General features: G+C 49.0%; 10 protein-coding genes. 3 read left to right on the top strand and 7 right to left on the bottom strand.

Annotation, left to right across the window (positions count from 1 at the left end; genetic code table 11):
• Positions 1 to 253: 253 nt before the first annotated feature.
• The 5 genes from lysS to xerD form a co-directional block, all read right to left on the bottom strand.
• Entirely contained in the window at positions 254 to 1,759 is a 1,506-nt protein-coding gene (lysS, locus tag Q0852_RS13990; protein WP_299018924.1) for a lysine--tRNA ligase, read from the bottom strand.
• Positions 1,760 to 1,791: 32 nt separating this feature from the next.
• Positions 1,792 to 2,890 (bottom strand): peptide chain release factor 2 gene (gene prfB / locus Q0852_RS13995; RefSeq protein ID WP_299018926.1). Its coding sequence is split into 2 segments (ribosomal slippage): positions 1,792 to 2,814 and positions 2,816 to 2,890, totalling 1,098 coding nucleotides; the frame shifts between segments, so codons are not numbered across the junction.
• A gap of 227 nt (positions 2,891 to 3,117) precedes the next feature.
• Entirely contained in the window at positions 3,118 to 4,842 is a 1,725-nt protein-coding gene (recJ, locus tag Q0852_RS14000; RefSeq protein ID WP_299018928.1) for a single-stranded-DNA-specific exonuclease RecJ, read from the bottom strand.
• Positions 4,843 to 5,040: 198 nt separating this feature from the next.
• Positions 5,041 to 5,763, bottom strand: coding sequence for a bifunctional protein-disulfide isomerase/oxidoreductase DsbC (gene dsbC, locus Q0852_RS14005; RefSeq protein WP_299018930.1), 723 nt, complete (start codon positions 5,761 to 5,763; stop codon positions 5,041 to 5,043).
• Between the two features lie 205 nt (positions 5,764 to 5,968).
• Positions 5,969 to 6,865 (bottom strand): site-specific tyrosine recombinase XerD, encoded by an 897-nt coding sequence (gene xerD, locus Q0852_RS14010; RefSeq protein ID WP_299018932.1) that lies wholly within the window; start codon positions 6,863 to 6,865, stop codon positions 5,969 to 5,971.
• A 254-nt stretch (positions 6,866 to 7,119) separates the two neighbouring features.
• Here xerD and fldB point away from each other — a divergent pair, with 254 nt between their 5' ends.
• Positions 7,120 to 7,638: a flavodoxin FldB gene (fldB, locus tag Q0852_RS14015; RefSeq protein ID WP_299018934.1), complete on the top strand. Its 519-nt coding sequence runs from the start codon at positions 7,120 to 7,122 to the stop codon at positions 7,636 to 7,638.
• A 71-nt stretch (positions 7,639 to 7,709) separates the two neighbouring features.
• On the opposite strand, the gene brnQ is transcribed toward fldB, so the two are convergent.
• Positions 7,710 to 9,020 carry a branched-chain amino acid transport system II carrier protein gene (gene brnQ / locus Q0852_RS14020; protein ID WP_299018936.1) on the bottom strand — a complete coding sequence of 437 codons (1,311 nt, stop codon included), beginning with the start codon at positions 9,018 to 9,020 and terminating at the stop codon, positions 7,710 to 7,712.
• Positions 9,021 to 9,408: 388 nt separating this feature from the next.
• Between brnQ and Q0852_RS14025 the strand changes: the two genes are divergently transcribed.
• Positions 9,409 to 10,125 (top strand): methyltransferase, encoded by a 717-nt coding sequence (locus Q0852_RS14025; protein WP_299019032.1) that lies wholly within the window; start codon positions 9,409 to 9,411, stop codon positions 10,123 to 10,125.
• A 186-nt stretch (positions 10,126 to 10,311) separates the two neighbouring features.
• Entirely contained in the window at positions 10,312 to 11,538 is a 1,227-nt protein-coding gene (srmB, locus tag Q0852_RS14030; RefSeq protein ID WP_299019034.1) for an ATP-dependent RNA helicase SrmB, read from the top strand.
• A gap of 86 nt (positions 11,539 to 11,624) precedes the next feature.
• Here the strand turns inward: srmB and yaaA are convergent, their stop codons facing one another.
• Positions 11,625 to 12,398: a peroxide stress protein YaaA gene (gene yaaA, locus Q0852_RS14035; RefSeq protein WP_299018938.1), complete on the bottom strand. Its 774-nt coding sequence runs from the start codon at positions 12,396 to 12,398 to the stop codon at positions 11,625 to 11,627.
• Positions 12,399 to 12,410 lie beyond the last annotated feature (12 nt).

Raw genomic sequence — 12,410 nt, forward strand, 5'->3', positions numbered from 1 at the left:
ACAAATCACAGCCAAAGACACTAAAACATTTAACAATCGGCAACTTATAGACAAGGTAATGCGGGGATTTTTCGCAGAATACTGTTCTGTTTATTGAGGTAAGAAATCCCTATAACGTGAATCTGATCACGCACAAGAATTTACTATGAGAGTAAAAAGTGAACAATTTTCACTATCGGAAACTGTGTAGCCAACAAAAAAGCCACCCATTTGGGTGGCTTCTTGATATCTAAATAACTACTTAATGATTTAGTTATTTTGCCTGAGGGCGCATTGCCGGGAACAGGATCACGTCACGGATTGTGTGCGTGTTGGTAAACAGCATTACCAGACGGTCGATACCAATACCCTGACCCGCTGTTGGCGGAAGGCCGTGCTCTAGTGCTGTGATGTAGTCCGCATCGTAGAACATTGCTTCATCATCACCCGCATCTTTAGCTTCAACCTGCGCTTTGAAACGCTTGTCCTGATCTTCTGCATCGTTAAGCTCAGAGAAGCCATTTGCCACTTCACGGCCACCGATGAAGAATTCAAAACGGTCAGTAATGAATGGGTTTTCATCGTTACGACGAGCCAGTGGAGAAATATCCGCTGGGTATTCAGTGATGAAGGTAGGCTGCATTAGCTTAGGCTCAGCCGTCTCACCGAAGACTTCTTCAAGTAGCTGACCACAAGTCCAGAAGCTTTCAATCGCGATGCTCAGAGACTCAGCAAGGTTACGCATGAAGTTGATATCGCGAACTTCATCGTAAGTCATCTTCTGGATAGTTTCGTTATCCGGATTGTACTTCTTGATTGCATCAAGCATGCTCAGGCGTGGGTATGGACCACCGAAGTCGATTGTCTCATCACCGTATGGCAGTTTTGGCGAGCCACACAGATCCGTTGCAATGCTGCTCAGCATTTCTTCAGTCAGATCCATCAGGTCGTTGTAGTCTGCATACGCCATGTAGAATTCCATCATTGTGAATTCTGGGTTATGGCGAGGAGACAGGCCTTCGTTACGGAAGTTACGGTTAATTTCGAACACACGCTCGAAGCCGCCAACAACCAGACGCTTAAGATAAAGCTCAGGCGCAACACGCAGGTACATATCGATATCCAGCGCATTGTGGTGGGTAATAAACGGACGAGCCGTTGCACCACCAGGGATAACGTGCATCATCGGTGTTTCAACTTCCATGAAACCTTTGGTTGTCATGAAGTGACGAATTGCACTAACCACTTTAGAACGCATCATCATCGCATTGCGAGAATCTTCGTTCACAATCAGGTCAACATAACGCTGACGGTAGCGCATTTCCTGGTCGGTCAGACCGTGGAATTTTTCCGGTAGCGGACGAAGTGCTTTAGTCAGCAGCTCGTACTCTTCCATATTCACGTAAAGATCGCCTTTACCTGACTTATGAAGCGCACCTTTAATACCAATGATGTCACCGATATCCAGACCTGAATATTTTTCTTTTAGTTCTTTCTGAACATCTTTCGCAGCGTATGCCTGAATACGACCAGATACGTCCTGGATCGCAAGGAAAGGACCACGCTTAGCCATGATACGGCCTGCAATAGCAACTACATTACCAGCTTCTTCAAGCTCTTCTTTTGATAACTCGCCGTATTTAGCCTGCAGGTCTGCCGCTAGGCTATCGCGACGGAAATCATTCGGGTGGCCGTTTGCTTTGCACTTCTCGCGAATCATATCCAGTTTCGCGCGGCGCTCCGCAATCAGCTTATTTTCATCTTGTAATTGATCTGTCATGGGGGAACCCTTAAATGTTAAACCGAATTCGGTTACAGACCTGACTTCAGGCTAGCTTCAATAAAACGGTCTAAATCGCCGTCTAGTACCGCTTGGGTGTTACGGTTTTCCACCCCGGTACGTAAATCTTTAATTCGGGAGTCATCCAATACATAAGAACGGATCTGGCTTCCCCAACCAATATCTGATTTCGAATCTTCATTGGCTTGCTTCTCAGCATTTTGTTTTTGCATCTCAAGCTCAAACAGTTTTGCTTTCAACTGTTTCATCGCCTGATCTTTGTTCTTGTGCTGAGAACGGTCATTCTGACACTGCACCACGGTGTTGGTCGGTACGTGAGTAATACGTACTGCCGATTCTGTGGTGTTAACGTGCTGACCACCTGCACCAGATGCACGGTATACGTCAATACGTAGATCTGATGGGTTAATATCGATATCGATATTGTCATCAACTTCCGGATAGATAAACGCAGAAGCAAATGATGTATGGCGGCGGCCACCTGAATCAAACGGTGACTTACGCACTAGGCGGTGGACACCCGTTTCAGTACGTAACCAGCCATAGGCATACTCACCACTGATACGGACAGTTGCAGATTTCAGACCCGCAACTTCACCTTCAGAGACTTCAATCACTTCAGTTTTAAAGCCTTTAGCATCAGCCCAGCGAAGGTACATACGTAGCATCATCGACGTCCAGTCCTGAGCTTCTGTACCACCAGAGCCCGCCTGAAGGTCGATATAACAATCAGATTCATCATGATCGCCAGCGAACATACGGCGGAATTCCAGCTTAGCTAGCTTGGTTTCCAGCTCTGCCAGTTCTGGCTCGATCTCGTCAAACGTTTCCTGATCGCTTTCTTCAATCGCCAGCTCTAACAAACCTTCAACGTCTTCAACGCCCTGGTCTAGCTGATCGATGGTATCAACCACAGCTTCCAGCGCTGCACGTTCTTTACCCAGAGCCTGAGCACGTTCTGGCTCATTCCATACATCTGGTTGCTCTAGTTCTGCATTGACCTCTTCTAGACGCTCTTTCTTAGCATCGTAGTCAAAGGTACCCCCTAAGGACATCAGTACGCGCTGATACATCCTCAAGTCGGTTTTTAATAGGATTAATCTCGAACATTGCCACTCTTCATAGCCGAAATGGACATAACCGAAAGATTCTATCGAATTGTAGATAGAATATACAGAGGGGAAGAAAGGTTATCCGTGATTTTATTATTCCATCCTGGTCACAGAAACAGTCTTGTCACCATCTTGAAATAATTTATTTACCGTCTCTCACACTCGGTGAGTTTCGAGCATGATCACAGTAGCGAAGCCATAACAGCCCCGCTACCTACACAAAGCTTAAATCGCGTCGATATGTTCAACCAGAAGCTGCGCACTGCAGTTTCCGCGAAACTCATTGACATCAAGCCGGTAAACCAGCTGCACCTGCTGAACAGAAGCGTCTGGCCAACGGCGTAGATCAACATTAAAGGCGATACCATCAATCACGCTGCCACCGGAAACCGGCTCCAACATCATTTTCAGGTGCTTGCCCCCCACCAGCTTCTGGTGCAACAGGCGGAACTTACCGTCAAACATCGGCTCAGGGAACTGCTGCCCCCAAGGGCCGCCGGAACGTAACAGCTCTGCTGTCTGCAAATTTAGTTCATGCTGCTCAAGCTCCCCATCCGTCAGCAGTACGCCTTTTAGCGCACCTTCATCCAGCTCCAGCCGAACTGCCTGATCAAATGCCTGACTGAACGCTGCCAGCTTGTCTTCCGGAATAGTTAACCCTGCCGCCATCGCGTGGCCGCCAAACTTCATAATCATCCCCGGATTCTGAGTATCGATCAGATCCAGTACATCCCGCATATGCAAACCAGGAATTGAACGGCAAGACCCCTTGATTTCTCCCTTACCGGCATCAGCAAAGGCTATCACCGGGCGGTGGTACAACTCCTTGATACGCGAAGCCAGGATCCCGATAACCCCCTGATGCCAGTCGCGCTGGAACAATGCCAGGCCGTAGGGCATATCCTTCTGGTTAAACTTAAGCTGCTCGCAAATCGCCAGCGCCTCTTCTTTCATCCCTTGCTCTATTTCCTTGCGGGTCTGATTTAAGGCATCGAGCTCCGAAGCCATCCGGCGCGCCGCCTGAATGTTATCGCAAAGCAGTAGCTCAACCCCAAACGACATATCATCAAGGCGACCTGCGGCATTGATCCGCGGGCCAAGAGCAAATCCCAGATCGGTGGAAACCAGTCGAGCCGGATCGCGGTTAGCAACTTCAATCAAAGCCTGAACGCCCGGGCGGCATTTGCCGGCGCGGATCCGCTGCAATCCCTGATGAACCAAAATACGGTTATTACCGTCCAGAGCAACCACATCGGCCACCGTCCCCAAGGCAACTAAATCCAGCAACTCGGCCAAATTAGGCTCAGCAATCCCCTGCTCACTAAACCACCCGTTTTGGCGTAACTCGGCACGCAGCGCCAGCATCAAATAAAACGCAACCCCGACACCGCATAATGACTTCGACGGGAACTCGCACTCATGCAAGTTTGGATTCACGATCGCATCAGCCTGCGGCAACTCATCACCCGGCAAGTGATGGTCTGTCACCAGTACCTGAATTCCCTTCGCTTTCGCTGCAGCAACCCCGGCAATAGAAGATACCCCATTATCAACCGTCATGATCAGCTCTGCACCACGCTCCTGAGCTTGCTCAACCACTTCAGGGCTTAACCCATAACCATCATCAAACCGGTTCGGCACCAAGTAATCAACATTGCGACAACCCAACATCTTCAGCGCCAGTACCGACAATGCCGAACTAGTAGCCCCGTCAGCATCAAAGTCACCGACGATAATAATACGTCGGTTATCCGCCAAGGCAGACATCAATAGCTGAACCGCAGGCGCAATACCATGAAGCTGGTTAAATCCCAGCAAACCGCGGGCACCGCGCTCCAGATCCGCATCGGAAGCTAAGCCCCGACTAGCGTAAATTCGCTTAAGCAACGGATGGATGGCATCGGAGAAGCCGGTTATATCGGCTGGAGGTCGACGTTTTATTTCAATCATAAAGGCTATGTCTACGCTGGGTTGTTGAGTCTTCGGCGCAAGGCACTCAATGTAAATATCAGGCCATTATAATACCAAACTGAAGAATAATCTGACCTATCCGATTATTCTTCAATTTGGTATTAGCGCACAGGTAGATATAAAAAAACCCGAAGCTGCTACTACCAGCTTCGGGTTTATATTCAAACATTGTAAATGTTAGCTGCGGCTGTCAAGCATCTTACGCAACATCTCAGCTGGCTGGTAACCCGGCAGCATAGTGCCGTCTTCCAGTATCATTGCAGGTGTTCCGCTTACGCCCATCGTCACACCCAGCTGGTAGTGCTTACGCACAACATCTCCGCGCTGAGCAATGCCTGTCAGATCAAAGTGGCCATTCTTGGCATCATCCATCGCTTTTGCAGTATCTTTGGCGCCCCAGATGGCACTCATTTCAGCAAAATTACGTGAACGTTCACCACCGCGAGGGAAAGCCAGGTAACGAATTGTTATACCGGCATCGTTATACGCCTGCATTTCATTGTGCAGTTTACGACAGTAGCCACAACTGGTATCAGTAAAGACCGTCACAACGTATTTCTCTTCCTTGGCCGGATAGACAATCATCTCTCCTTCCATGCCTTTCAGCTTTTCCTTATTCAACTTAGCCATTTTACGCTCGGTCAGGTTAACCGGCTTAGCTCCGTCATTCTTATAAAGGTGACCGGCAAGGAAATAGCTACCGTCATCAGATACATACATGATACCGCGGTCTGTAACCACTTCGTTCAATCCTGCAAGCGGTGACGGCGAAATGGAATTCGGAACTAGCCCCAATCCACTGAGTTTCGCCTTGATGGCAGCATCATCAGGCTTAGCCGCTGCTGTAAACGCAGTCAGGGCCACAGCAGTTGCCAGTATCGTACGACCAAAAAAGTGCATTCGACTATTTCCTTTCAGCAAAATATAGATAATCACTAAGACCAGTAAGAGTCCCAAAAACTTTCAGAGTTCAATAATAAAGACACAGATACAAACACCGTGAACCCGCTCCCAAATAGCAGCATTGGCGATTCACAGTTATCGCCCTTTTTTATCGATAAGCAACCAGTATAACTTATTTACTTAGTTTGGGCTCGCGCAAGCATCAGGCCCTCGGGTGATGCGTTTCGTGAAGCTGTTTCAATCGCTCTGTCGCTACATGAGTATAAATCTGCGTTGTCGATAAATCACTATGCCCCAGTAGCATCTGCACCACCCGCAAATCGGCACCGTAGTTCAGCAAATGCGTTGCGAAGGCATGACGCATCACGTGAGGAGACAGTTTATCGGAATCAATCCCGGCTAATACAGCATAATGCTTGATTCGGTGCCAGAAGGTCTGACGGGTCATCTGTTTGGCCCGCTTACTGGGGAACACCACATCTGAACTTTTCTCGCCCAGCAACTGCGGACGGCCGGATTCCAAAAACTGCTCAATCCAGTCGATCGCATTTTCGCCCATCGGCACCAGGCGTTCTTTGTCCCCTTTACCGGTTACACGCACAACGCCCTGACGCAGGCTGACATTTTCCATTGTCAGACTCACCAGCTCGGTAACACGCAATCCAGTTGCATACAACAGCTCTAACATAGCTTTGTCACGCAGCTCTATCGGGTCATTCGGATCTGGAGCATCAAGCAGGGCATCCACCTGCTCCTCGCTGATATCCTTCGGTAAGCGCTTCGGTAGTTTCGGCGTCACCAGCATGGCGCTCGGATCGTCCTCACGAATTTTCTCCCGATGCAGATACTGGTAGAGCCTGCGGATCGCCGACACCATCCGGGCACGGGAGGTCTGCATATAATCGGCATCAAACAACCACTGCTGGTAGCGCTGCAAATCATCAACCGAAGCAGTAGCCAAGCTAAGCTTTTCTTTCTCGATCCAGTCAGATAGTTTCTTAAGATCGTTACGATAAGAAGTCAGAGTATTCTCTGACAGCCCCCGCTCCATCCATATCGCATCAAGAAACCGCTCAATGATCACTTCATCGTTTTCCACTACAACCTCTGGTCAAAAACCACCAACACATGGATAAATACACAGTACTTTGCCATGGTAGTCGATTTGTCGGGAAAAGTAACTGATCAATTAATGAATACCGATTTGATTCTTCCATTCTTTACAAACATCCGGCCACATCGCCGATATTGCTACAAAGCTCCGAAACCGGCTTACACCATTAGTCAACAGCCGCCAACCTAGGTAGAATCCCCCGGTATTGTACCTATGCACAAACCAACTGGACTAACAGCATGAAAATTGGCTTATTCTATGGCTCAACCACCTGTTACACCGAAATGAGCGCGGAAAAAATCCGTGACTGTATCGGGGCAGAGCTGGTTGAACTGCATAACATCAAAGAAGCAGACATCAGCACGATGAATAACTTCGACATGCTGATTCTGGGGATCTCGACATGGGATTTCGGTGAACTGCAGGAAGACTGGGAAGCCGTATGGGATCAGCTGGATGGGTTGAAGCTTGAGGGCAAGACAGTCGCACTGTTTGGCCTAGGCGATCAGGAAGGGTATACCGAATGGTTCCTTGATGCGATGGGTATGCTGCATGACAAGCTGCTACCAACCGGTGTCAACGTCGTCGGCTACTGGCCAAATGAAGGCTACAATTTCGAAGCATCAAAAGCGCTGACTGACGACCAGAAGTTCTTTGTTGGCCTCGCCTTGGATGAAGACAGCCAGTACGAGCTAAGCGATGCCCGTATAACCCAGTGGTGCGAACAGATCCTGACCGAATACAGCGAAACTCTTTAGGGTTCCAATCAAGCCAGATACAAAAACGGGATGCCAAGGCATCCCGTTTTTTATTGATAGTGCATTCAGGCTTAAGCTGCTTGTGCTTCCTGCTGGTTCAACGCGCCACCAGCAACACGAGCAATAACCAATGCCGCCAATGTCGGCAGTACCCATGCCATTCCGTAGTCGAACAAAGGCAATACATTCAGTGCCGACATATCAATACCCATGAACTTCGCCGCATCAATCAGGCTGAACACCAATGAAACCAGCAATACAGTGCGGTATGCCATACGTGGGTTAGGCATCCACTTACGAACAAAAGTCAGGGCTACCAGAGCAACAGCTACCGGATAAAGAGCAAACAGTACCGGAATTGACAGCGAGATCAGCTGGTTAAGGCCAACATTCGCAATAACCGCACAGATAACAGCCAGGATCACCGCCCACTTTTCATAAGACAGTTTAGTTAGTGAGCTGAAGTAGTCAGAACACGCACTGATCAGACCGATAGCCGTTGTCAAACAAGCCAGCAGTACGATAGTTGACAGGATCATCTGTCCAACCGGACCAAACAGTGCCTGTACATAAGCTGCCAGAATAGCACCGCCGTTGTCAGCCCCAGCAGCAACAGCCGAGCTAGTCGCACCAAGGTAGAACAATGAAATATAAACAAATGCCAAACCCGCCGCCGCAATCAAACCAGCATAGATAAGGTAAGAGCAGGTTGCTTTCTCGTCAGTCACACCTTTCTTGCGGATCACATCCACAATCAGCATACCGAACATCAGTGCCGCAAAGGTATCCATGGTGTTATAACCTTCAAGGAACCCCTTGGTAAAGGCCATATCCATGTACTCGCCTTGTGCAGCTAGGATCTCGCCCTGCGGATTAACAAATACTGCAATCGCCAGAACAACCAAAACAGCAAATAGTGCCGGAGTCAGGAACTTACCAATCATGTCGATGAGCTTGCCACGCGACCAGGCAAAGAACAGAGCGACAGCAAAGAAGATAACCGAGAACACCGTCAGGCTAGCTTGACCAGCATCAGCAATGAACGGCTTCACAGCCATTTCATAAGCAACTAGACCTGTACGCGGTGCTGCAAAAGCGGGACCAATAATAATAAAAATCAGCACAGCCATCAGGGTCGCCACCTTTGGTGGCAGGTCACGAGTCAGTCCTTTCCAGCCACCACCTGCAACAGCAACGGCAATAATACCGATCAGCGGCAAGCCTACAGCTGTAGAAAGAAAGCCAAACATCGCAGGTAAAAGGTTTTCACCTGCTGATAAACCGGCCTGAGGAGGGAAAATAATATTACCTGCTCCCAAAAAGAATGCGAAGGTCATAAAACCTAGCGCCATAATATCTGTAACCTTGAGTGATTTGCTCAAACTGCACCCTCCCACTGTCATTGCTGTATCGATGATATGTCTGCAAAATTAAAATTATTTGTCACAAATTACTTATTGCTGAATGTGACATTTATCGCAGCATAATGAAGAAAAAGAGAGCAAGAAGCAACCACCCAGTGAAAAACACCATAATCTTTGGGTTAGCACTTTCAAAACCAGTATATCCACCCACTTTAAGAACTCAGATCGGAATATAAAACCACAAAATCTAGTTTATTAAAAAGATTAAAAATAGCATTAACCTCTAGGTAACAATAAATTATCAAAATTAAAATATTCAGATGTTCGTGATGAACTGGATATAATGCCGACCCAACTAAACAACCCACCCTCGGCGCTAGTTAATGCCGAACCTGACGGAGAGAAAATGGCAAAGGGTTTTACTTTCAAGCAATTTCATGTTGACGACTATGGCTGCGGTATGCCTGTCAGCACCGACGGTGTGCTGCTAGGGGCCTGGGCGGATCTGCCTGAACAAGGGCAGCTCCTGGATATCGGTACCGGCAGCGGATTATTAGCATTGATTGCAGCCCAGCGCAGCGTGCATACGGCGATGCCGATCACCGCCATCGAAATCGCTCAGGCTGCAGCCAACGCCGCCAGAAATAACTTTGCTTGCTCCCCTTGGGCAGAGCGCCTGCACTGTGTAGAACAAAATGTGCAGAGCTGGGCAAACGAACAAACAGCAGGCAGCTTTAACGCTATCGTCTGTAACCCTCCCTATTTCAACAACGGGTTACAAGCTGACTGCCAATCTCGGGCAACGGCCCGCCACACAGATACCCTTACCCATCCCAAGTTGCTGTCAGTTATCCGCCATTTACTCAGCGATAACGGGACAGCCAGCCTGGTCCTCCCGGAATACGAAGGGCGCCAGCTGATCAACCTAGCCGAACAACAGCAACTTTTCTGCCGCCGACTCTGCGAAGTGCGCAGTACTGAGAAAAAACCGATAAGCCGATTACTGATCACACTATCGCCACAATCCGGTGATACTGTGACCGAACAGCTTTCTATTCACGACCAAGGACGCTATTCCGAGGCATTTATAGCCCTAACCCGCCACTTTTACCTCAAGCTGTAGACCACATCGACAGACGGATTTCAGCCTGACCATTACACTGTTTCGTACTATCACGAATTTTTTGCATTTTAATCGGTGCGACTTGTGGCAATTATCTCTATAATGCCGCCCCTTATACCCATCCTCTCGCCATTGCCAACATAAGCGCAGTGGCGGGCGTAAGTCTTAATTCCCGAGGAGAAATGACTGGTGAGAGACTTTTCCGAATTAGAGTTAGATAGCGAGCTACTCCAAGCGATTGAAGAAATCGGCTATGAGCGCCCGACAGTTGTTCAGGCGCAGGCTATCCCTCATGCCCTGGACGGTAGAGATGTTCTGGCTTCCGCTCCGACCGGTACCGGAAAAACTGCCGCATTTCTTCTGCCGATGCTTCAGCACCTGCAGGATTTCCCGCGCAAAAAACCTGGGCCAGCCCGAGTACTGGTACTGACCCCTACTCGTGAACTGGCGATCCAGGTTGCCGATCAAGCGCGTGCACTGGCGAAGTTTACCAACCAGAAAATCTTCACCATTACCGGCGGGATCTCCTATGACGAGCACGCCGAGCTGCTGGGTAAAACCCAGGATATCGTCGTCGCGACTCCAGGCCGTCTGATGGAGTACATCGAATCTGAACGTTTCGACTGCCGTGCTATCGAGTGCCTGATCCTGGACGAAGCCGACCGCATGCTAGACATGGGCTTTGCCAAAGTCGTCGAGCGCATCAACAAAGAATGCCGCTGGCGCCGCCAGAGCCTGCTGTTCTCTGCCACCCTGGAAGGCAAAGGAGTACGCGAGTTCTCACGCACCATCCTGACCGAACCAGAAGAAGTCAATGCAGAACCGCCACGTCGTGAGCGCAAGAAGATCCACCAGTACTACCACCGCTGTGACCATATGGAACACAAGCTGGCATTACTGGAAAACATCCTGAAAACTCAGGCTGAACGTACAATCTTGTTTGTTAAAACCCGCGAGCGCCTGGCAACCCTGCGCGATCAGCTGGCGACAATGCAGATCCCATGCTGCTGGATCCAGGGTGAAATGGCACAGGTTGCCCGTAACAATGCCATTGCCCGTTTCCGCGATGGTACGGTTAATGTCCTAATCGCAACCGATGTAGCAGCGCGTGGTATCGACCTGCCAGATGTCAGCCATGTCATCAACTTCGACATGCCTCGTACTGCCGATATCTACCTGCACCGCATTGGCCGTACCGCCCGTGCCGGTAAGAAAGGCACCGCGATTTCACTGGTTGAAGCCCATGATCAGACGATGATGGAGCGTGTAAGCCGCTACATGAAAGAAGATGTGCCAGAACGCTTCATTGAAGGCATGCGCCCACAGCATAAGAAGCCGGTAACAGTGAAGAAGAAAAAGAAAAAAGACAGTAAGAAAAAATCAGCAGCTAAAAAGAAAAAAGCTAAGAACTAATACTGATTAATTTACTGAGATGCATAAAAAAAACGGGCTGGTTAATACCAGCCCGTTTTGTATTCGTGCCTAACAGCCGTTTAGGATCACTGTTCTTCCCGCTTGAAAACCAACTCTTTCTCTGTCGACTCCTCAGCAGCAAAGTAGTAACCGGCAACATTAAACTGCTTCAGGGCTTCAACTGAATCAATCTGATTATCCAGAATATAACGCGCCATCATTCCGCGAGCTTTCTTAGCGTAAAAGCTAATCACCTTGTAATTGCCGTTCTTGCAATCTTTAAACACCGGGGTGATCACCTGTGCATCCAGCGTCTTCTGTTTCACCGCCTTGAAGTACTCATTCGAAGCCAGGTTCACCAGAGTGTTGTCACCCTGCTCCGTCAGTGCCTGATTTAGCTTGTCGGTAATGATATCCCCCCAGAATTGGTAGAGGTTAGTACCGCGCGAATTAGCCAGCCTGGTGCCCATTTCCAGACGATACGGCTGCATCAAATCCAGCGGTCGGAGCAACCCATAAAGTCCCGATAGCATTCGCAAGTGTGACTGAGCGTAGGTAAAGCCTTCCTCACTCATCGTCTCGGCGTCCAGTCCGGTATAGACATCCCCTTTGAATGCCAGAATAGCCTGGCGGGCATTATCCATAGTGAACTCCGGCTGCCACTCGGCAAAGCGTGCGGCATTCAGCCCGGCAATCTTGTCACTGACCTTCATCAGGCTGGCAATGTCGACCGGTGTCAGTTCACGACAGACTTCAATAAGCTCGGCAGAGTGATCCGTCAGCTCCGGCAAAGTATAGTTTTTAGTGGCCAGAGGTGAATCGTAATCAAGTGTTTTTGCAGGAGAAACCACAATCAACATAAGGTTTTATTC

This window comes from uncultured Photobacterium sp., from assembly GCF_947502415.1.
Lineage (GTDB): Bacteria > Pseudomonadota > Gammaproteobacteria > Enterobacterales > Vibrionaceae > Photobacterium.

Coding starts and splice junctions, on each gene's coding strand:
- lysS (WP_299018924.1), bottom strand. CDS start 1,759: ATGACAGATCAATTACAAGATGAAAATAAGCTGATTGCGGAGCGCCGC.
- recJ (WP_299018928.1), bottom strand. CDS start 4,842: ATGATTGAAATAAAACGTCGACCTCCAGCCGATATAACCGGCTTCTCC.
- dsbC (WP_299018930.1), bottom strand. CDS start 5,763: ATGCACTTTTTTGGTCGTACGATACTGGCAACTGCTGTGGCCCTGACT.
- fldB (WP_299018934.1), top strand. CDS start 7,120: ATGAAAATTGGCTTATTCTATGGCTCAACCACCTGTTACACCGAAATG.
- Q0852_RS14025 (WP_299019032.1), top strand. CDS start 9,409: ATGGCAAAGGGTTTTACTTTCAAGCAATTTCATGTTGACGACTATGGC.
- yaaA (WP_299018938.1), bottom strand. CDS start 12,398: ATGTTGATTGTGGTTTCTCCTGCAAAAACACTTGATTACGATTCACCT.